This is a genomic window from Pseudorhodoplanes sp., from assembly GCF_035565855.1.
GTDB lineage: Bacteria > Pseudomonadota > Alphaproteobacteria > Rhizobiales > Xanthobacteraceae > Pseudorhodoplanes.
This window is the reverse complement of sequence record NZ_DATMRX010000365.1, coordinates 19,690-37,716: the sequence shown is the minus strand read 5'-3', so window position 1 is coordinate 37,716 and position 18,027 is coordinate 19,690. Positions and strand designations below refer to the sequence as shown.

Sequence of the window (18,027 nt, the reverse complement as noted above, 5' to 3'; positions counted from 1 at the left end):
GCCTCCTATGATGCGAAGCACTGGTAGGGAATCCGGACAGGGATGAAGACCCACGGGCTGTCCGTGACCAGTGGATCGCGAAAGGGCAGTTGATTGATCTGGATCGTGAAGCCGTCGCGTTTCAGGCGCTGGTCCCGGTAGTGTTCGATCAGGGCCGATGCGGTGCGGGCGGGGGCCAGTTCGCCGCCCCCTGCCCCATAGAACGCGTCCACCTGAAACAGCCCGGAATGCGTGTTTGGGCCGGAAATGATGCGGGTTGGCCGGACGGGCAGGAACGTGGCCCGGAGCCAGCGGGTGGTCGGGGTCACAGGCGACGGCGGAGTGAACGCAACATTCGGCTGTGCTATTGTGATGACAGGCGACTGCGCAGCGGCGAAAATGCCAAGATGCGCGAGCAGCGCCGCCTCGATAGCGACCTCGACCGGATCAGCCATTTGGACGACAAGCCTTTAAGCGAGAATGAGGTTGATGACCGCCTGAAGCGGGCCTTGGATGTGCTGGGCACAGCGCCGGGCGCGACTAAGGACGCACACGTCATCATCACGGCTGCGCGAAAGGCGCTCTGGATGTATTCGATCGGTCTGATCGAGGCCGGGGTCAAGCGCGAACGCCAGCGCGATTCCGCAACTCCTGAACAACCTGATTGACCGTGACGTTCCATTGAGCCGCGGCACGGCCGACGAAGGCCACGGGCCGGGTGCCGGGGTGCTTCACGCGGGTGAAAAATACGCCCTCGCCTTTCCAATCGAAGTGAAGCGCGGCCTTTTCCTTCGGTTCGATGATGTGCGGCGCGGTCCCATATTCCAGGAACGGGGCGTAATAGGCCGTATAACCGACATAGATGGTTTGGCCGATCTCCGAACCGGAGATCACCATCGTGACGTCGCCTCCGACCGCCGGCATCGCGTCGCCTTCCTTCTGGATCTGCGGCATCGAGCTATTCGAGGCGCGGACAGAGGCCCGGAGAAATCCAGTGTCGACGTGTGGGGTCAAATACCCCTGCGCGATAGACACGGTGCGACGCGAACTTTCACGGAAAACCGCCGTGATGCGCTGTTCGGTTTCCTTCACCCACGCATCGACTTGCGCGCCGAATGAAAGGTTCGCCATGTCACGCCACGTTCGCCAAGAAATCCACGACCGGCTCGCGCCAGCAGCGGCAGTTGATCCGCTCGGACGCCGGAGCGGATGGATCGCCCGGATAGCGCAGCATCGCCCCCGAGCCTGACCGGAACGGCACGCCCATCGGTCTGGTCTGGCCTTCCATCGCCTTGTGCGAGTCCCTGACCCGCTTGTCGCGCGCGGTGCGCCACGCGAACGTGACTGCGGTCTGATCGATCGCGCCGGCCGACACGGCCTGATTGATCGCTTCGTCTTGTGCGGTGTGAAGCGCGGCCATCGCTTCGGTTCGAGCCAGCGCCTCGGCACGGAAGCGCAGGGCCCGGTTCCTATAGGCCGTCACCATCTTGGCCCGGATAGAGGCCGGAACTGGCTCGCCAGCGTCCGCAGCGCGGCGCACAGCGGCGTCAAACCGCCTGTCCCTCAATTCCCTTGCCAGAGCCGCGCCAGGCGCATCACTGGCCAGTTCTGCCTCGTAGCGGCGCACCCATTCGGCCTGCGATGATGTCAGCCCGATCACTCCGCCCTCACGCCGGCCTGTTGCGCCAATCCGGCCCACAAGATCCAGCGCGGAGGTGCGCGGGTTGACGCCGCGGGCCATCCCGTTCGCGAGATGAGTTCGGATCATGTCCCGCTGATCGTCCAGAATTTCCCGGACCAGTGTTGAGGAGTGATTGCGCAGCCATGCCTCGGCCTGTGGGTTGCGGATGTTGAATTGCACCACGAGCCGATACCCTGCGGCGTCGCGAAGCACCGGGAGCGCAGAAACCGTCGCCGTTCCTCCAGCCTCGAACGCCGCCTCAAATGTCTTGTCCCATGCCCGGAACGATGCCGGGTCAAGCCCCACGGCCCGGAGCGCGCCGTTTACGTCCCCTCGCTCCAGCGCGCGCGAGATGGCATCGAGCTGCGCCTGATCCCGGAGCCGGTAGACCGAGTCCAGAAACGCCTTGCGGAGCGTGGCGTCCCATTGGTCGATCAGTTGGTCCCAACGGTTGGCTGCCATCAGTCGTCCGGGAATATCAAGCTATGTTTGATCCGCTCCATCAGGATCATCGTCTCGCCCGCATTGGCGTTTCCGGTGACCCAGAGCGTACCGTCTTCGAGTTGACCGATCACCGCCATCTTGGCGAAGGGCTTCCCTTTCGCTTCGTCGAGAATGGTGTCTGGCTCAAACCGATATGCCTCACCAATTTCGACCGGCTCGAATTTGACGATCTCGGCGCTCACATGGCCCCCTTACACTCGAAGACCGCTTCGGCCGGGTCCGTCTTCACATCATTGATCGTGAACGTGATGCCGCGGATCGTCACCCTGTCCTGCGGCTGCGGCCGAACCGAAAGGCTCGTGGCGAGGATCAGCACCTTGCGCTCGTTGGCCGCGACCAGCCCCTCGAGCCGGAATTTGTCCGCGTAGGCTTCCACGATGGCCCTGCACGGGTATTCGACAGGGATTGGGCTTGGCGGGTCGAAAGGATCGTAGCTTGGCGAATCCGGGATAACGTCCCGGGTCAACGTCGCCGCCATAAACAGCGATTGGAACGCGGACCCGACTTGCCTCGCAAGCGATCCTTCGAGGGGCGAAGCCATCCAAAATCCCTTTGAAATGCAACCGCGTTGCCGTATTCTTCTTTGGCTCTTGGCGAGCCCCGGTTTGGTGAGACCCGATCCGGCGCGGCGCGGCGTGGCCCGGCTATGAAACCCCTCCGGCTAACCCCGGAGGGGTTTTGCTTTTACCCGCGCGACGCCTCAGCCTGGAACGATGCCATGTCACGCGCCTTGAGCAGCGTGGCGAGAATCCCATCCACGATGGAATAGACGGTGCGCGCCGTGGCGTTGCCGGCGTATTCGATCGAGACCGAACCGGCCCGAAGCGCGCGGATCGCCCCGCCCCGTTCAAGGTCCGGCATGGTCGATCCCGGCTCGGCCAATTCACGCACGGCGAATTCACAGGTCGCCTTGATCACCTCGTCGGGGATTTCGCTCGATGCGATTTCCTCGCCATCGGCATCATAAGCATCGGTGCGGGGCCATTGCAGGGCCTGAGCCCTACCGTTCAGCCGCGCGCCCGGGAAGCGGGAGCCGTAGAGCGCGTCAATGGCCGTCGTGGCCCGACGCAACGCGGCTTCCTTGGCCACAGTCTCGCCGGTCGAGAACATCAGGCCGCGCGCGTCGCAATACGACGCGGCATCCGCAACACTGACATAGCTTTCCGCGCCGGATTTCCCGGTGCCGTCCTCAACCTCAAGCGCCATCGGTCACTGGCTCCTTGCGGGGGCGGCCGGGGGCGCGCTTGATCGGCGCGGGCTCCCGCGCAAACGGTTCGGGCGAAAGGCTGGCCGCGATCTGCCGGTATTCGTCGGCGGCTGGCGCGGGATTCTTCGCCCATCGGTTCGGATCGTAGATCGCGTCGATGATGGTGAAGCCTTGCGCGCGCAATTCCTCCACCCTCTCAGGCGAAACCGGATGCGGCTCGTAAATGATTGTCTCGGACACGATGCCTCCGCGAAAATGCGAAGGCGCGGCGAGGATGGCCCCGCCGCGCCGTTTTCGTTAGCGGCTCTGGATCACCACGCCAGCGAGCGACTTGTCGTCAGTCGCCGCCTTGTCCCAGGTCGCGCCGGTTCCGATCACCGTGTCGTTCGGGTTGATGCCGTTGCCGGTCGCGTACTTGAAGCCCTTCAGGCCGATGTTGTACGCGAACTCGCCCTGCAGGCGGGTCATCAGCACTTCGAGGCCGGTGACGTCATCGATCACGATGTCCGAGGTTTCCGTCACCTCGGCCAGCGCACCGCCCGACACCAGGCCAAGCGTGTAGTAGTCGTTCACGTCCGGCGAGACGATTTTCTTCACGAGGCTGGGGGAGTCGGTGACGATCACCGGGCGGTTGAGCGTGACGGGAGTGCCGGTGCGCACGTTGAACACCGACAAGCCGTCGATATTCGCCGCGATCTGCTCCTTCACAAGGTCGAAGTAGACCTTGGAGTGCATGACCCAGCACACCACGCGGTCGGAACGGTCGCCCATCTTGGACAGGCCGTCCACGAGGGACGGCGTGGTGATGGTGCCGCCAGACGCGACGGTGTGCTTGAGCGCCCCGCCGGAGACGTTGGCAAGCGCCGCGCCGGCCGCGAGCAGGACCGAGTTGAGCATGTCGAGCTGCTGCGCAACCGCGATCTGCCCGCCCAGAATGCCGGAGAACTCCATCTCCGAATACCGGGCAAACACCTTGCGGAACGAGTCGCGCGACTGGTCCACGGGACCGATCTTGCGGTTCAGCTTGACGCGGACGAACTCTTCCTGCGCCATCGACAGCTTCGCCGCCGAGGCGGTGGACGTATTGTCACGCCGCGAGATCAGGTTCGCGATGTCCTTGAAGAAGGACTCGTATTCGTAGTCGCCCGGCTTTTCGACCGTGCGAAGGATGATGCCGTTGTTGACGGCAGCGTTGAACACGTCCGCGTTCTGCTGCAGCGTCTCCGCGGCGCGGGTCTTCAGGTACTCCTGATAGACCTTGAAGTTTGATGCGAGATAATCGGCCACGGGAATCTCCTATGTGAGCCGGGTTGATGATCCCGATCTCAGTCCGGCAGGGCCTTGTATGCGTCGAAGCCGTTTTTCTCGACCCACGCCGCACGGTCCTTCTCGGATTTGAAATCGGACTTCTTCTTCGCGCCGGCTCCCCCGGCGTTGTCAGGCTGCTTCCCGCCGCCCGATTGGTTTGCCCCCTTGAACAGCGAGGGCCATTTCGCGACGGCTTCCTTGACCAGATCGTCAAAGGTTGCGGTGCCGTCTTTCCCGCTGCCGGCCATCGGCGTCTCGCCATCGGCCTGCATGATCTTGAGGACGCGCTTGCCGTCCTCGGTTTCGTACTTGATGCGCCCGGCGAGACGATCCGGGAGAAGGTCGATGCCCTCTTCGGTCGCGCCCGCCTTCGTCAGCGCCGACATGACGCTGGTTCCGATGATCGCGCCGCGCTCCGAAGAACGGGCGGCGGTCAGTTCGGCCTCCAGGTCCGCCTTTTCCTTGGCCCACTTGTCCTGGAGCTGCTTCAGGATTTTCTGGTGGTCGCCGTCGGCTTCGGCCTTCTTGCGCTCGGCCTCCTCGGTCGCCTTGAGCAATTCGGCAATTTCTTCGTCGGACTTGCCGAGCGATTCCCACCGCTTGACCTTCTTTTCGAGGTCGGCGCGGGCCTTGCGCTCCTTGTCGAGGGCGCCCTTCAGAGCGGACGTATCCTCGACGCCTTCGACCTTGAGCTTGAAGGCGTCGCCATCCTTTTCGTAGAGCGGGCGGAACGCTTCATCCACGGATTCGAGCGCATCGATTTTCAGTTTGAGCAGCATTACAGCCTCTCGCTGTTGTGGCGTCCCTGGCGTCTCGCCAGAATTCGACGTTTGATGATGGGCGGTCCCCGCCCGAGGTTCGGCCGGCGTCCTGCCGGTCAATGACGGCCCCGGCTCATGCCGCGGCTTTCGCGACAGCCTGGCCCGCGCCTTGAAGACGGGCATGGCTATGCGTGTTTCTTCAATTGCTTGTGCGATTCCTTGAGGGAATCGAGCGTGTTTTCGATTTCGGACGCGAGGTCCGACGCGGCGGAGTTGAAGTCATCGTCCGCCGTCTCGTAGTCGAGCCCGTATTCGTCCGCGATTTCGGCAACCTTCTCATGCGCCGCTTCGATCGCCGCGACTTGCTTTTCGAGGGTCTTCTGAAGCTGGGCCAGTTCGGCCATCTTCGCCTTGATCTGTTCGGCGGCGTCGTTGATCGTGTCGCGCGCCGCAGCGATCTTTGACATCGCGGCGCGGTGCTTGGCCTGATCCTCGTCGCTGTATTCGTCCGGGCTCTGAGCCTGATCGCCTGACGCCTCGCCACCGGCCGCGGTCCAGCGGCCAATCTTGTCACGCGGGTGTTTGGACTCGTCCCATGTCACCGACATTGCGGACCTCGCTCAGCCATTTCGGGTCAGGACGACCCAGAAGCTCTGCCGTGCGGCCGCTCATGGAACGGACACGGCCTGTCATGTGCGGGATCGATTCCTTCAACCCCACGAGAAACGAGTCCAGTAGCGACCATTCCCGGCCGCGCGTGAAATGCTTGCTCTTCGTCATCGGGACGCCGGCGAGGATGACCCGCTCGCAATCCTCGAGCGCGACCTTTGCGGCGAAGATCCCTGACGAAGCCGAGGAGTTCATGCCAGGCCAGCGATACGAGACGCGCCGGTCGGGCTCGAACGTGTCGTCCTTCTTTCTCGGGTCCAGTTCTTTCTCAAGGCACGTCGCGGTGCGGAACCCTCGGGGATGGCCCAGCGCGGCGCGCTGCTGCATGTACCCTGTCATCCATTCGGGATGCAGGCCGACCCACCAGTCGAAAGGCTCAGGCCAATGCACCCCGGCCAGCTTCACGCAATAGATCAGGTCCGGTTTCTGCAGCGCGATCGCGGCGCGGGCCTCGTCGAAATTGCCCTCTGCGCAGCCGATGACGAGTCCTAGTTGAGCAAGCGCCATAGCGTGCCGTCGATCAATTCCGTCTCGTTGAACTGCGAATAGGCCAGCGCGTTCAGCCAGGGTTGCCGATCGGGATAGACCGGGCTCTCGATTTTCTTCAGGTCCGTCCGGCCGACCAGAGACGCCGCACTATCGGGGTGAACGAACACCGGATAGCCGAGGATCACGGCCTCGACCGCGGCGATGCTGCCGTGCGTTACGAGCGCGTGCGCGCCGTGCAGGTCGGATTGCAGCGACCGTTTCGACTCCTTGTCGCGGATAACCAATTGCCGATCCGTCACCCGCGCCAGCGCGTCTATCGTGTCAGCAATCCAGCTTTCGCAGCAGTGGAAGCGAGCATAGGTCCGGGTCGGCGCCGCGATGACGATGTGCCGACCGCCCACCTTCCACTTTTCGACCGGGACGTTCAGAGCCTTCCATCGATCATTCGGCACGGGCCGGATCGATTGAGCTTGGAAACTGCCGACATGCCATCGGTAATAGCCGCCGTCCTGTCCGCGCGGCAGCCAGGTTGCAAAGACGCGCCGGGCATAGCCGCGATCCCAATAAATCCACGGGCGGCCTTCGCTCCGCCATTTCGCGATCAGCGCGGTCGATTCCGGCTGGCAACCGACTATCGGGATCACGTCGCGCGGGAGCCGATCCAGCGCCTGCGCATCGTGCTCGATCACACCGCCGCCGGCGGCCTTGATATGCGTTCCGATCCGGTTGAACAGGTCGAGCTTGAAGGCGCGCAATCCAGCCGGGATGAACAGGCAGACTTGGCCGGGGTCGATCACGACAAAACCTGCGCAAAAAATTCCTGAAATTATTCCCGCCAGTGCTCACGCACCCACTTCAGATGCGTGAACTGCGCCGGATCGCGCCGTCCCGGAAACGCCACGAGGCGCGCATCAAGCGGCGGAACATCGCCGCCCGGCCATCCCAGCTTCTGAAACGCATAGACGCCATCGGCGGAGCGATACGCCGCCGCATCCGGGATCATGGCGTGCATCCAGCCTTGGTCATCTGGAAACTCGAGCCGGGGAATCCGGTCCAGCTTTTCGAGCGTGAAATCGTCCCACACGTCCGGCCGGTAGCCGGCCCTCAGCATGAATATCGATCCGTTGTACGGACACGGGTGCGTCGGTGAATTGACGCCCTGCAGGATGATGAAAGGCTCCTCGCGGTCGAATAGCGGATCGAGCGGCCCGGTGACGATTGAGTCCAGATCCATGCAGACGATGCGGTCGGTGGCGCCGATGTCGCGCTGCCAGACCTCATCGAAGATGCGAAGGCGGACGATGCAGCCCGGATGCTTGGTCAGGCCGGGGTCTTTGATCGGGGTCGTCTCAACGCCTTCGAGTTCGCGATCCGTGACGCAGAGGAAACGATGCGGCTGTTTCAGGTGGCGTTCCAGCCCCGCCTTGAGCCGGTAGACGTATTCGGGGCCGTATTTCTGGCCCCACCACCACGTCAGGACGGTCAGCATCGGGGCTTTTCGATCTTCGAAATCACGTCGAACGGACATAATCGGCGATCTTCATAGAACCATCGTTCATCACCGATGATCCGCATGACGTTCCCGGCGGGAGTTTCGCGCCCCAGTTCAATCTCGGCGACCGTGAGCTCGCCAGACCGGCGGTCACGAACCCAGTAGAAACCCTCGCTTATTCGCGCCACAGCACACCGATCCCGTTGAACGGCCCGTCGAGGCAGCATTCCTCGTGCCGATATCCGCCCTTGATCACGTTCCAGAGCTTGTCGACTTCGATCGGCTTCGGAGGCTTGTTCGGCTTCGGCCGGTAGGCGATGTCGTGGAACGCCACGATGCGCCCCATCGGGCCGTAATTCTCCCAGTCCTTGGTGACGTAGGGCAGCGTGTGGTTCGCATCGATGAACACGGCATCGAACGGCCCGTGTTGCTTCACCATGGCGACGGTGCGTTCCGAGGTGCTGTCGCCCCAGACCATGTGGACGTCGTAGCCGTCACGGGACAGGTTCGTCACGACGTTGACCAGCGAGGTTTTGGAGTCGGCTTCCCCGGGCAGGTCAACCGAAACAACCTTCGACCCCTTCGGCATTGACCGCGCGATGCGGTCCAGCGACGCGCCGAACTTCGACCCGATTTCGAGATAGGAGCGCACGCCCTCGCGCTGCAACAGCGCGACGAACCAGGCGAACTCTTCCTCGCGCTGCAGGAGTTTCATTCAGATGATCCCAAGCGCCCGCGCTTCCGCGATCATCGACTGAAAAGCGGCCGGCGGGGTCACGATGAACCACGCATCGTCAAGGCGCTCTATGCCCGGATCGAAGGACGCGATCCGGCACGATTCCTCGAACCGGCGCTCGAAATCCCGATACTTCTCGCCGTGACACTTTGGCAGAGCACGCCAGATCATCTCCATGTCGCGAGCGGCATCTGAGATTAAGTCCGCCTCGAAACGAATGCTGAGAGTCCGCACGGAGGCCATCACTTCCGCTCCCAGATCGCCGCCACGCCAAGGTCTTTCGAGAGATACGAGGTGTGGACGCGCTTCAAACCCAGATCGCGGTCCAGCGCCCGCATTTCTTCCTCATTTGCGGCATGGTCGAATGACGTGGCCCGCCACGCGAAATACTTGCCGGTCCGCCGCCCGATCCGCCCGATCAGCGCGCTCATCTCGCCCGCGCTCATCACCCGTTTCAGCTTGTGATACGTCGCGAGCATCACGACGATGGTGTATTGCGCGTCGCACCAGTCCAGAGCATCCGGCTTGGTCAGGTCGCGGACCTCGAACCGGGACTCGCAATTCCGCAGATCGCAAAACAGGTGCCGCGCCGTTTCGATCCCCTCGGCATAGATATCGACGCCGTGGACCTTGGATGCCCCGTTGGCGAAGAACTCGAAGCCGACCAGGCCGCGATTGCAGCCGATGTCGAGAACCGAGGCCCCCGGGGCGCGCAACAGAAGATCGGTCAGGCCGTCAAGCCGGATGTCGTGGTGCCCGGCGACGCGGCGGTGAAGGCGCTCGGTCATGCGGCGCGGTTAATCACCGGTGACGTTCCCATGCCGGTGCGCTCGGCCCGCCTCCAATCACTGTCACCCGGCGCCATCTTTTTCAGAGCCTCGACCGCCTTATCGACCTCGCGCTGCGCTTGGTTCAGCTTGTTCAGCGCGTCGGTGCGCCGCGACCGCGCGATGCTTTCCGCTTGGATGGCCTTCTCGTAGTCCTCTTGCGCTTCCTTCAGTTCCGCGATCAGCTTTTCCATCTCATCCTCCCAAGATCGAGGCCGCGGCCTCGTAAACCTGCTCAACCGTGATCGCGTCCAGCGCGCGCCGGCAGTGCGGACAAGCCGAAAGCGACCCGCAATAGCGCGTGTCCGATCCGATATTCACATGCATGTCGTAGCCCGTGACCTCTGGCGGTATCCACGAGCCGAAGATCACCACGCCTTTCACTCCGACAGCCGCCGCCGCATGGTGCAGGCCGCCTTCAGGACCAACATAGAGCGCCGCGTTCGCAAGGACCGCCGCCGCGTGACGGAACGATGGAGTCGCGATGCTCTCCACATCAGGAAGCGGCATCGCATTCGGATACGAAAATTGAACCACGCGCGCGCCGTCTTTCTTGAGGCGTCGCGCAACCTCTGCAAATCGATCACGCGGCCATTGCTTGTTCGGGGCGCAGGATTTCCAGGCCTCAATGTGCGGCTCGATCACCACGAAGCCGGCACCGACCTTCCGGGCAAAGACCAGTTCCTCACCTGAGAAGAACAATTCCCCCGGCGTGCAGCGCCAGTTCATGTTCCAGCGCCAGCGGTTTCCGGGGACGTCGTGTTCGTTGTAGAGGCGGTTTCCCTTGCGGAACGGATTCCACTCGATATCGCTGTCGCGTTCCGATCCGGGCGGCGCGATGTTCGGGTTGCCCCGGAAGATCGGCTCGCTGTTGTGGTCCCAGATGATCCGCTTGCCGTCACCGAACGCGATGCGCTTGCCGCGCGCCGCCGCACCGCGGGCGAGCCCGGTCGCGATTACATTGTCACCAATACCGATTTTAGCCTCCCGACCCTCGCGCGCGGCGTTTGGCGTCATAAGCGCGATACCGTTCACGCTCTTTCTGCAGGCGTTCCGGGCTCCATGCAGCCCGCCGCGCCGCTTGCTCCAAACGCCGCTTTTCTCGGTTTATTTCGGAATATTTCCGCTGTGCGGCACCGTTTGTCTTGCGGCGGTGGCGCTTCGCGAATTCGTTCCGGCAGGTTTTGCAAGCCCGGTAGCCGCTGGCGTAGAGGTACAGATTGTCGCCGCTGAGAGGGTGCCCGTTCTTGCAGTGTGCTTTGTTCTTGCGCGAGCCGCGCTGTGTGTTCTCACGGGTCGTCACCGGCTCAAGATGCGCCGGGTTAAGGCAACAGCGGCGGCGGCACAGGTGGTCGATTGTGAAGCCTTCCGGGATCGGCCCTACGGTTGCCTCGTAGACCAAGCGATGCGGGCGGACCATCCGGCGGCTGTTGTCTGTTCGGCTCCCGACCTTCATCTGGCGGGCATAGCCGTCCTTATCGAAGGGGCCGGTCCAAATCCAACAACTGTCTATGGTGATCTCGACTGACTTAAAAAGCCGGTCAAGGTCTGATACGACCTTCTTAGCCATCTCGACCTCCTACAAGGTGGGGCTGGTTAGAGCCGGCTCAGTGCTTCCAACACTGCGTCGGCTCGCTGATTCTACGGGCTCCTATGACTGGCGGCAAGCATCATGCCGCCCACCTGCTCAACTCTTCGCGCCATTCGTCCGCGAACTCGCAGCCGTGGTAGCCGGTCATTGACGGCAGCCCGAGCGTGAAGTGCGCGATCTTCGCGTCCGGGTTCACCTTGTTGACGCCAACAAGGTGATTCCACTCGCGCCCGAGTTCGCCGATCGCCTCGTCCGGCATCCAGCAGAACCGGTGCAGATCACGGCCGGGCAGCGTGTTGACCATTTCGAGGGTCAGGGCGCGCGTCGCGGGATGATCGCAGTTCCAGAGGCAGACCGATGACCAGTTCTTGCGGGCGTAGGCGGTCTGCTCCTGCCCATCCATCTTCACGCCTTCGCCCGGCTCGTGCCGATGCTTCACGACCCATACCGCTTTTGACGGATCGGCCCGGGCGATCTCGAACAGCGGTTGCAGCGAGGCCCTGACCAGTACGTCGCAGTCCATGAACAGCGCCAGGCCGTGCCGCTGGATGATCGGGACCATGAATCGGGACACGGCGTGCTGCGTCGCCATCGGCGCGCCGCTGATCACGTCCCACATCACGGGCCGGTCGACGCCGCGCCGCGTTTCGATCGGCCGCGTGTAGAGCCCGGACTCTTTCAGCTTGTCCAGCACCACGCCGCGGATTTCCATGTCGCGCGGCGGCGGGTTGTGCCGGCGGATGCTATGCCTCGCCACGGCGAAGGCGTCCGCCTCCCGCGGGTCGAAACCAAGATAGATGCGGTGCATGTCAGGCCGGATCGCCCGCGGGCTCACAGCGGAACGCGGATCGCACCTCGATATTCCAGTCCGCGTTGAGCCTGCCACGCGCCCAGTCCTGCAGGCGCGGCGTCATTTCAGCCCCGAACGCCTCACACGCGGCCCGGTCCTTGAACGTGGTGCTCTCCGGGATAGTGCCCTGCATCGGTCCTTGAGCGGTCATAACGGCGATGGCCCACAAGAGCTTAAACATCGGCTGGCTCCTTTTTGATCGGCTGTCCGGTGCGAGGGTCGATCTCCTCCTCGCCTTCCATGCCCTGCTGTTCGCCGGCGATCAGTTCTTGCTCTTCTTCGAAGGTGCGCTCGGTCACGATGGTCATCCGGCGCTTCAGTTCGTCGAACCCCGTTTCCTTCGAGATGAGGCCGGCGGCGACCGCCTTGATGATGGCGTCGAGTTCATTGCCGCTTTCCATCTCGACGGCGAAATCGGTGTGGACGACGATCTCCGGCTCAATGGTCTGACCGAGCCACATGCCGGTCAGCTTCCAAGCCTGCTCAAGCGCATCCTGGAAGAGATAGGCCCACGCCTGCACCGCGCTCGATGCCTTTTTCGACACGTTCGCGGTGGTGACGACGGTCAGAGCCGATTGCGTCAACGGCTGCATCCCGAGGTCGCGCATCTCCTTGCGCGTGAGTTCGAGCTGTTCTCGATTTTCCTTGATCGATCCTGCCGAGGGTTCGACGAACTTTGCCTCGCCGGCCGGGCCGGTCCCGTTCTGGTTGGGCGGGATGATGAATGCCGCGTTTGGGCCCACCGCGATCTTGCGCGGCTTCCCGGCATCATCGTTCTCCGACATCCCCGAAATGCAGAGCATCGGGAAGCAGGTCATGATCTTGACCCACTCCAGATTCGACTCTTGCCGGTATTCGGTCATCTGCATGTGGGCCAGGTCCCGGAGCGGCGGCTCTACGACCCACGACCCACCCCGGCGCTTGCCAAACACCACGGGGACGAGCGGGATCACGCCAATCGTGATCGGGCCGCTATCGACCATCGTCCACGCTGTCTTTCCGTCCGTCCCGGTGCGCTGCTCCCAGAGCTCCCACACGGCCGGGCCGAGCCCGACCACGTTGAGCATTTCGTCCCGGATCAATTCCCGCTTCAGGAACCGGATGCGATCGACCTTCGTCTCTTTCAGGTTGTCGTCTACCTCGACACCACATTCCCTGATCCTGGCGTGATAGATCGTCTCGACCCCGCCGATGAACACGGAATAGACCGCGACCATGCTTTCGCACGGGATGCGGACCCAGTAAGGCCGCAGGCCCTGCTCACGCTCATCGGCTAGGGTCAGGGGCTTGCCGTCCGCTCGTGGCCTGGCCCGCGTGTAGTCGACGAGGATCCAGTCGATGCCTTTCTCCAAGGCGGACTTGAACACGACTGAGCCGAACACATGCAGGTTGTTGCCCTGCCCGTCGATATTCTCCGCCAGCTTCTTGTGCTGATCGGTCGCGCCCTTGCCCATTTCGAGGGGCTTTGAGAACGGCTTCGACGCCAGGTTTTTCGAGATGTCCCCGAAGATGTTTGTGAACGGGGAATGCTCCAGCCGCGCCGCGTATTGCGCATCGGTTTCCGACACGAATTTCGGCAGATAGCGTTGCTTCCCGGCCTTGACCGCGGCCTCCCCGCTCAGGATCGCGCCGACCATGGTCCAGAACGCGATCTGCTCGGAGTAATCATCCGACACCGCGTCTGGCTTGAACTCGTCGGACATTTACTCAGCCCCAAGCGGATTGGATGACGATGCGCGGCTCGGCCGGCAGCAATTCAGCGAAGGCCCGGCTCAGCGCGTCGGTCTGGTCTTTGTATGTGCCGGCCGGGAACGATGTGATCTCGTCGAGGAAGGCGTCGTTCCACGGGCCCTTGACGATCTTCACATTGCCGACTGCGGCCTGAGCTGAGACCGGGAGGGCGCGGGATTCCTTGTCGCCCGACTCCGGTGAGAACCGGCAATTGAACCCGGCCAGCAGCCTTGCGAACGCCGCGACCTGGGCCTTACCGGCCTGTCCCGGGTCTTGCGGGATGCTGATCTTGCACCCCATGCCGTCCAGCCTGGCCGTGTTGAGGATCATCCGCTCGACGCCGGCCGCTTCCTCGCGCCCTCGCGCCACGTCCTCGATGTAATAGACCCCGTTCAGGACCGAGAGGCGGACACCAGCGGTATAGGCCGACGTCGACGATTTGCTCGCGGCCAAGTCCCATCCGCGGCACCGGCGGGCATTCGCCGGCGCGGCCGGCACGATCTCGAACCAATGCCGCTTGAAGATGCCGCCCTCGCGCGGCGCGGGCCTCTGCTGGTACTGGCCGGCATAGGCGTACTGCCCCATGCCGTCCTTGAGCCCTTGCACGACCTCACGCGGGAAGCGCCCCGGGTCGAGCAGATCACCATCCCATTGCCGCGGGTCTTTGCCGATCGGCGTGACGCAGGCCCGCTCCGGTTCGAATTCCATCGGCAGCATGACGTGCGTGAAATCCATCCCGAGTTTCAGGATGGTCCCCGCGATGTCGTCCTCATGCAGGCGCTGCATGATGACCACGATTGCCGATCTGGCCTGGTCGTTCAGGCGGTTCAGCGCGCCTTCCCGGAATTTCCGGGTCGTGTTGGCCCTCTCCGTCTCGGACTCGGCGAGCTCGACCGAATGCGGATCGTCTAGGATCAACCGGTCGCCGCGCTGTGAGGTGAGCGACCCGAATGGGACACCTTCCCGCGTCCCCGTCCCGCTATTGGCGAACGAAAGCTCCGCGGTGCGGGTCAGGCTGACCTCTGGCCAGAGCGATTGATACCACTCGGACAGGATCAGATCGCGGGTCTTGCGGGTGTCGCGCTTGACCGGGATCTCGTTGAACGCGGTGGTCAGGTAGCGCATCGAGCGCATACCGCGCGGGCCCCATTCCCACGCCTGCCAGAACACCGAGACCAGCAGCGATTTCATCGAGCCGGGCGGCACGTTGATCAGGAGCCGCGGGTTAAGCCGTCCCTCCGTTACGGCCTGCAGATGGTCGCAGATGAAATCGATGTGCCAGTTGTGGACGTAGCGGGCGTTCGGCTCCAGCACATGCCATGCCTCGCGGACGAAGCCCGCCAAGGTCTGGCACCGGGCCCGGATCGCATCGGCATTCTGCCGGACGCGCTCGCGCTCGCGTTCAGCCTCCCGTCTCCGGATCTCCGCCTGTATCGCCGCCAAGGGCGGCAGCCCCGAGGATTGCCTCAAGGCGCTTGAGGTCCGCATCCGAAACCTTTGTCAGATCGTATTGGCCGACCGCGCCGGAATGCTTGTGCTCGGCCGGCGGCTCTTTCCAGCGGGCGCGGGTCTTGAGCCAGAATATCTGGGCCGTGACGTTGCCGGCCTCGGCGTTCTTGTAGAGGAAGCCCGCCACCTTGGCGTTTGCCATGGTCGAGGCGCGGTCCAGTTCCTCCCGGTAATGCCGGTCGAGCGTTGCGCGGTGGATGCCCAGCACCTTGGCGATCTCGGCGCCAGGGATGCCATAGGCGCTCATCGTCTCGACCTGTTTGCGCTGCTCAGGGGTCGGTGTGTAGGGCTTGCGGCCTGCCATTTTTGTTAGGGAACTATATACATGACTCCCTCGGGAGCAAGTTCTAGTGGATAAGCTTCGAATTTGCGAAAGCGCGCAAGCGAACCGGCTGGTTGACGCCGCAGGCGCGGTCAATGGCGGCGGCCCCGCTGGGCGTGAGCCGCCATGGCGCTTGATGTTCGATGTAGCCGACCCGCACCAGCGAGAGCAGCGTCCGCATCGGCTTATGGAATGCAAGCGCCGCGCTGCCCTTGTGCTTGGCAGACAGGAGCGCACGAAACTGTCTATCGGTCAGGCGTACCGCCGCACTGCCCGTTCTGTGTCCTTCCCGCATCCTTCATGCTCCCCGATGTCCCACTCGCCATCACGGCAAGGCCGGATTCCAACTACTCCGAACATGGAGCCGTCTGCGTCGCCTTGGGCGACGATGGTTTCAACAAAGTCGCCCTTAAGCACGGGGCCATTCTCCTGAGGAAAATCAAAGACGTGGGCGGCAGAGAGAGTAAGTGCGGTGCGCACGTCCATTGGCGTTTCGCATCTGTGCCTTCCGAGACGTTCTTCGGTGCCGTTCGTTTTTCGAAACACGGTAATCCAGCGGGTATGCCGCTCAATCATCGGATTTATTCCTTTCGATCTTTCGGCGCGCACGTTGGCGCTTTTTGGCGGGCTTGCTCGCAGGTTTCGGCCGATAGGCGAGAACTTTATCCACGATGGCGTCCAGCGCCTTTGGGGTCTTGCGGGGCTTCCTCATTGGATCAAAGCCTTGTAGGTCAAGCGCTTGCCCTTCGTGCCTCCCACAAAGCTGTCCAGCCGCTCCATGGTGTGACGCTTCACGTTGCCGTCATTCAGGCGGAAGGCAAACTCGTCAACGTAGCGGCCAAGGTGTTTCTTGCTGGCGTGGTGATAGACGCCGATCAGACCACGCTTCATGACCGCGAACACGCTCTCAACGCCGTTGGTGGTCACGCCGTCGCGGACGTATTCGCCTTCGCTGTGGTTGACCGTTTCGTGGTTGAAGAACAGCCCGCCAAGGCCACGATAAACGCCAGCCTCATCGGTGTGCAGGGTGGAACCGACTACGACGTGCTGGTGGATTTTAGTATGCAGGGTCGCCATATCGGCGTCCTCTACCGCCATCGCCTTCATGCGGCCCTTGCGCTCGCGCATAGCGACAACGGCAGTCTTCCCGACCGTGCCGCGACCCGCCTTGAGCTTTTTGGACTCGTGCTTGTTCTTCTCAATTCCGCCGACATAGGTTTCGTCGATTTCCACAATGCCTTGCAGCTTGGTGAGGTCGTCACCGCAGGCTTCTCGGAGCCGATGCAGGACGAACCACGCGGACTTTTGCGTAATGCCGATTTGCTTGGACAGTTGCAGGCTGGATATGCCTTTGCGGGCCGTCACAAGCAGATACATCGCGTAAATCCACTTGTGCAGGGGAACGTGGCTCCGCTCGAAGATCGTGCCGGTGCGCACCGTGAAGTCTTCCTTGCACTGGTTACATCGATAGAACCCGCCAGCGCGTGCCGTGATCCGCTCGCCAAGGCCGCAAACCGGACACTTCGGCCCTTCCGGCCAAAGGCGGCTTTCAAGGTACGATCGCGCGGTCTCTTGGTCAGGGAACATCTCAAAAAGCTGGAAGGTAGAAATGGTGCTCTTGGACATCGTTTACCCCTCACTCTATGGCGAAAGAATGCCAATAAACGGCGAGGGAGTCAAGTATATAATTCCCAAACCTTTCCGGTCCCGGACGTCGCCCACGACAAAGCAGGCAAACCGATCGGGCTTTAGCAGCGCGCAGGCCGCCGAGATGATCGCCGAATAGGCCGCGCGGAAATCCGCGTAATCCATAGTCGAAAGGTCGGCCGGGTCGTCGCTGTAAACCTCAAGGTCCGCATAGGGCGGGCATGAGAAAACGAAATCCGCCCCGGTCCCGGCCGCGAGCGCCGCTAAATTCCGGCTATCCCCTACGATCCAGCGCGGGGCGGGATCGCCGCATATCCGCGCCGCTTGCGCCTCGTTTGCCGCGATTTGTTCCGGGCGAAGATCAATCCCGAGATAGGCGCGGCCGAGCTTTGAGGCGACGATGCCGCGAACCGAGCCGCCCGCGAACGGGTCAAGGATCAAACCGCCCGGCGGGCAGAACCAACGATAGGCCAGCTCGCACAAGACCGGATCAAAGATCGACGTGCCGTTTCCGGCGGTCTCGCCGGCAAGGCCGGATTTTCCTTGTTCGCGAACCCATTCGGCCGTGCCGACGGCACGGCTATTGGCTTTCCTACCTCCCGCAAGATTCTTGCGGGAGGTTTCGTCCAGTTCCGACGGGGCGCGGTCGCCGCCGACCCATGTTAGATTCTTGGCGGGCTTATTCACCTTGCCCCCCCCCAACAACATGCTCGCCGCGCATAAG

The 18,027-nt window shown here is 62.8% G+C and carries 27 protein-coding genes; all 27 read right to left on the bottom strand.

Annotated elements, in window-relative coordinates:
- Window positions 1-5 precede the first annotated feature (5 nt).
- The 27 genes from VN004_RS21095 to VN004_RS20965 all read right to left on the bottom strand — a co-directional run bounded on the left by VN004_RS21095 (window position 6) and on the right by VN004_RS20965 (window position 17,990).
- A complete protein-coding gene (locus tag VN004_RS21095) occupies window positions 6-434 on the bottom strand; it encodes a phage tail terminator-like protein (protein ID WP_325614142.1) in 429 nt (142 codons plus the stop codon).
- Window positions 435-597: 163 nt separating this feature from the next.
- Entirely contained in the window at window positions 598-933 is a 336-nt protein-coding gene (locus VN004_RS21090; RefSeq protein ID WP_325614141.1) for a hypothetical protein, read from the bottom strand.
- Between the two features lie 178 nt (window positions 934-1,111).
- On the bottom strand, window positions 1,112-2,122 hold the full coding sequence (locus VN004_RS21085; protein ID WP_325614140.1) for a phage minor head protein: 1,011 nt from the start codon (window positions 2,120-2,122) through the stop codon (window positions 1,112-1,114).
- Window positions 2,122-2,346, bottom strand: coding sequence for a phosphoribosylformylglycinamidine synthase (locus tag VN004_RS21080; protein WP_325614139.1), 225 nt, complete (start codon window positions 2,344-2,346; stop codon window positions 2,122-2,124). Before VN004_RS21080 ends, VN004_RS21085 begins: the two co-directional genes overlap by 1 nt.
- Window positions 2,343-2,540: a hypothetical protein gene (locus VN004_RS21075; RefSeq protein ID WP_325614138.1), complete on the bottom strand. Its 198-nt coding sequence runs from the start codon at window positions 2,538-2,540 to the stop codon at window positions 2,343-2,345. The genes VN004_RS21080 and VN004_RS21075 overlap by 4 nt, the downstream gene beginning before the upstream one ends.
- Before the next feature lie 308 nt (window positions 2,541-2,848).
- Window positions 2,849-3,370 (bottom strand): DnaT-like ssDNA-binding protein, encoded by a 522-nt coding sequence (locus VN004_RS21070; protein WP_325614137.1) that lies wholly within the window; start codon window positions 3,368-3,370, stop codon window positions 2,849-2,851.
- Entirely contained in the window at window positions 3,360-3,611 is a 252-nt protein-coding gene (locus VN004_RS21065) for a hypothetical protein (protein WP_325614136.1), read from the bottom strand. Before VN004_RS21065 ends, VN004_RS21070 begins: the two co-directional genes overlap by 11 nt.
- A 57-nt stretch (window positions 3,612-3,668) precedes the next feature.
- Window positions 3,669-4,658 carry a major capsid protein gene (locus VN004_RS21060; protein ID WP_325614135.1) on the bottom strand — a complete coding sequence of 330 codons (990 nt, stop codon included), beginning with the start codon at window positions 4,656-4,658 and terminating at the stop codon, window positions 3,669-3,671.
- 38 nt (window positions 4,659-4,696) lie between these two features.
- On the bottom strand, window positions 4,697-5,458 hold the full coding sequence (locus VN004_RS21055; RefSeq protein WP_325614134.1) for a hypothetical protein: 762 nt from the start codon (window positions 5,456-5,458) through the stop codon (window positions 4,697-4,699).
- A 167-nt stretch (window positions 5,459-5,625) separates the two neighbouring features.
- The gene (locus VN004_RS21050) at window positions 5,626-6,048 is read right to left on the bottom strand and encodes a hypothetical protein (protein ID WP_325614133.1); all 423 of its coding nucleotides are present in this window, start codon (window positions 6,046-6,048) and stop codon (window positions 5,626-5,628) included.
- Window positions 6,011-6,616 carry a hypothetical protein gene (locus tag VN004_RS21045; protein WP_325614132.1) on the bottom strand — a complete coding sequence of 202 codons (606 nt, stop codon included), beginning with the start codon at window positions 6,614-6,616 and terminating at the stop codon, window positions 6,011-6,013. The genes VN004_RS21050 and VN004_RS21045 overlap by 38 nt, the downstream gene beginning before the upstream one ends.
- Window positions 6,598-7,395: a hypothetical protein gene (locus VN004_RS21040; RefSeq protein ID WP_325614131.1), complete on the bottom strand. Its 798-nt coding sequence runs from the start codon at window positions 7,393-7,395 to the stop codon at window positions 6,598-6,600. Before VN004_RS21040 ends, VN004_RS21045 begins: the two co-directional genes overlap by 19 nt.
- A 29-nt stretch (window positions 7,396-7,424) precedes the next feature.
- Window positions 7,425-8,087 carry a hypothetical protein gene (locus VN004_RS21035; RefSeq protein ID WP_325614130.1) on the bottom strand — a complete coding sequence of 221 codons (663 nt, stop codon included), beginning with the start codon at window positions 8,085-8,087 and terminating at the stop codon, window positions 7,425-7,427.
- Between the two features lie 178 nt (window positions 8,088-8,265).
- Window positions 8,266-8,805: a class I SAM-dependent methyltransferase gene (locus VN004_RS21030; protein ID WP_325614129.1), complete on the bottom strand. Its 540-nt coding sequence runs from the start codon at window positions 8,803-8,805 to the stop codon at window positions 8,266-8,268.
- Window positions 8,806-9,069 (bottom strand): hypothetical protein, encoded by a 264-nt coding sequence (locus VN004_RS21025; protein WP_325614128.1) that lies wholly within the window; start codon window positions 9,067-9,069, stop codon window positions 8,806-8,808.
- On the bottom strand, window positions 9,069-9,614 hold the full coding sequence (locus VN004_RS21020) for a class I SAM-dependent methyltransferase (RefSeq protein WP_325614127.1): 546 nt from the start codon (window positions 9,612-9,614) through the stop codon (window positions 9,069-9,071). The genes VN004_RS21025 and VN004_RS21020 overlap by 1 nt, the downstream gene beginning before the upstream one ends.
- On the bottom strand, window positions 9,611-9,847 hold the full coding sequence (locus VN004_RS21015) for a hypothetical protein (RefSeq protein WP_325614126.1): 237 nt from the start codon (window positions 9,845-9,847) through the stop codon (window positions 9,611-9,613). The genes VN004_RS21020 and VN004_RS21015 overlap by 4 nt, the downstream gene beginning before the upstream one ends.
- 1 nt (window position 9,848) lies before the next feature.
- Window positions 9,849-10,670, bottom strand: a complete 822-nt coding sequence (locus VN004_RS21010) for a glycosyltransferase family 9 protein (RefSeq protein ID WP_325614125.1) — start codon at window positions 10,668-10,670, stop codon at window positions 9,849-9,851.
- Window positions 10,633-11,223 (bottom strand): HNH endonuclease signature motif containing protein, encoded by a 591-nt coding sequence (locus VN004_RS21005; protein WP_325614124.1) that lies wholly within the window; start codon window positions 11,221-11,223, stop codon window positions 10,633-10,635. The genes VN004_RS21010 and VN004_RS21005 overlap by 38 nt, the downstream gene beginning before the upstream one ends.
- A gap of 100 nt (window positions 11,224-11,323) precedes the next feature.
- Entirely contained in the window at window positions 11,324-11,956 is a 633-nt protein-coding gene (locus tag VN004_RS21000) for a hypothetical protein (RefSeq protein ID WP_325614123.1), read from the bottom strand.
- A 97-nt stretch (window positions 11,957-12,053) separates the two neighbouring features.
- Window positions 12,054-12,275 (bottom strand): hypothetical protein, encoded by a 222-nt coding sequence (locus tag VN004_RS20995; RefSeq protein ID WP_325614122.1) that lies wholly within the window; start codon window positions 12,273-12,275, stop codon window positions 12,054-12,056.
- On the bottom strand, window positions 12,268-13,797 hold the full coding sequence (locus tag VN004_RS20990; RefSeq protein ID WP_325614121.1) for a DUF4055 domain-containing protein: 1,530 nt from the start codon (window positions 13,795-13,797) through the stop codon (window positions 12,268-12,270). The genes VN004_RS20995 and VN004_RS20990 overlap by 8 nt, the downstream gene beginning before the upstream one ends.
- Before the next feature lie 4 nt (window positions 13,798-13,801).
- A complete protein-coding gene (gene terL / locus VN004_RS20985; RefSeq protein WP_325614120.1) occupies window positions 13,802-15,169 on the bottom strand; it encodes a phage terminase large subunit in 1,368 nt (455 codons plus the stop codon).
- A 58-nt stretch (window positions 15,170-15,227) separates the two neighbouring features.
- Window positions 15,228-15,638 carry a hypothetical protein gene (locus VN004_RS20980; RefSeq protein ID WP_325614119.1) on the bottom strand — a complete coding sequence of 137 codons (411 nt, stop codon included), beginning with the start codon at window positions 15,636-15,638 and terminating at the stop codon, window positions 15,228-15,230.
- 43 nt (window positions 15,639-15,681) lie between these two features.
- A complete protein-coding gene (locus tag VN004_RS20975) occupies window positions 15,682-15,951 on the bottom strand; it encodes a hypothetical protein (protein WP_325614118.1) in 270 nt (89 codons plus the stop codon).
- A gap of 413 nt (window positions 15,952-16,364) precedes the next feature.
- The gene (locus VN004_RS20970; protein ID WP_325614117.1) at window positions 16,365-17,282 is read right to left on the bottom strand and encodes an IS1595 family transposase; all 918 of its coding nucleotides are present in this window, start codon (window positions 17,280-17,282) and stop codon (window positions 16,365-16,367) included.
- Window positions 17,283-17,297: 15 nt separating this feature from the next.
- A complete protein-coding gene (locus tag VN004_RS20965) occupies window positions 17,298-17,990 on the bottom strand; it encodes a DNA methyltransferase (protein WP_325614116.1) in 693 nt (230 codons plus the stop codon).
- Window positions 17,991-18,027 lie beyond the last annotated feature (37 nt).

Excerpts from the sequence above, each read along its gene's own strand:
- VN004_RS21095 (WP_325614142.1), bottom strand. The coding sequence starts at position 434 with ATGGCTGATCCGGTCGAGGTCGCTATCGAGGCGGCGCTGCTCGCGCAT.
- VN004_RS21090 (WP_325614141.1), bottom strand. The coding sequence starts at position 933 with ATGCCGCAGATCCAGAAGGAAGGCGACGCGATGCCGGCGGTCGGAGGC.
- VN004_RS21085 (WP_325614140.1), bottom strand. The coding sequence starts at position 2,122 with ATGGCAGCCAACCGTTGGGACCAACTGATCGACCAATGGGACGCCACG.
- VN004_RS21070 (WP_325614137.1), bottom strand. The coding sequence starts at position 3,370 with ATGGCGCTTGAGGTTGAGGACGGCACCGGGAAATCCGGCGCGGAAAGC.
- VN004_RS21055 (WP_325614134.1), bottom strand. The coding sequence starts at position 5,458 with ATGCTGCTCAAACTGAAAATCGATGCGCTCGAATCCGTGGATGAAGCG.
- VN004_RS21050 (WP_325614133.1), bottom strand. The coding sequence starts at position 6,048 with ATGTCGGTGACATGGGACGAGTCCAAACACCCGCGTGACAAGATTGGC.
- VN004_RS21045 (WP_325614132.1), bottom strand. The coding sequence starts at position 6,616 with ATGGCGCTTGCTCAACTAGGACTCGTCATCGGCTGCGCAGAGGGCAAT.
- VN004_RS21035 (WP_325614130.1), bottom strand. The coding sequence starts at position 8,087 with ATGCTGACCGTCCTGACGTGGTGGTGGGGCCAGAAATACGGCCCCGAA.
- VN004_RS21030 (WP_325614129.1), bottom strand. The coding sequence starts at position 8,805 with ATGAAACTCCTGCAGCGCGAGGAAGAGTTCGCCTGGTTCGTCGCGCTG.
- VN004_RS21025 (WP_325614128.1), bottom strand. The coding sequence starts at position 9,069 with ATGGCCTCCGTGCGGACTCTCAGCATTCGTTTCGAGGCGGACTTAATC.
- VN004_RS21020 (WP_325614127.1), bottom strand. The coding sequence starts at position 9,614 with ATGACCGAGCGCCTTCACCGCCGCGTCGCCGGGCACCACGACATCCGG.
- VN004_RS21015 (WP_325614126.1), bottom strand. The coding sequence starts at position 9,847 with ATGGAAAAGCTGATCGCGGAACTGAAGGAAGCGCAAGAGGACTACGAG.
- VN004_RS21010 (WP_325614125.1), bottom strand. The coding sequence starts at position 10,670 with ATGACGCCAAACGCCGCGCGCGAGGGTCGGGAGGCTAAAATCGGTATT.
- VN004_RS21005 (WP_325614124.1), bottom strand. The coding sequence starts at position 11,223 with ATGGCTAAGAAGGTCGTATCAGACCTTGACCGGCTTTTTAAGTCAGTC.
- VN004_RS21000 (WP_325614123.1), bottom strand. The coding sequence starts at position 11,956 with ATGGAAATCCGCGGCGTGGTGCTGGACAAGCTGAAAGAGTCCGGGCTC.
- VN004_RS20995 (WP_325614122.1), bottom strand. The coding sequence starts at position 12,275 with ATGTTTAAGCTCTTGTGGGCCATCGCCGTTATGACCGCTCAAGGACCG.
- VN004_RS20990 (WP_325614121.1), bottom strand. The coding sequence starts at position 13,797 with ATGTCCGACGAGTTCAAGCCAGACGCGGTGTCGGATGATTACTCCGAG.
- VN004_RS20980 (WP_325614119.1), bottom strand. The coding sequence starts at position 15,638 with ATGGCAGGCCGCAAGCCCTACACACCGACCCCTGAGCAGCGCAAACAG.
- VN004_RS20975 (WP_325614118.1), bottom strand. The coding sequence starts at position 15,951 with ATGCGGGAAGGACACAGAACGGGCAGTGCGGCGGTACGCCTGACCGAT.
- VN004_RS20970 (WP_325614117.1), bottom strand. The coding sequence starts at position 17,282 with ATGTCCAAGAGCACCATTTCTACCTTCCAGCTTTTTGAGATGTTCCCT.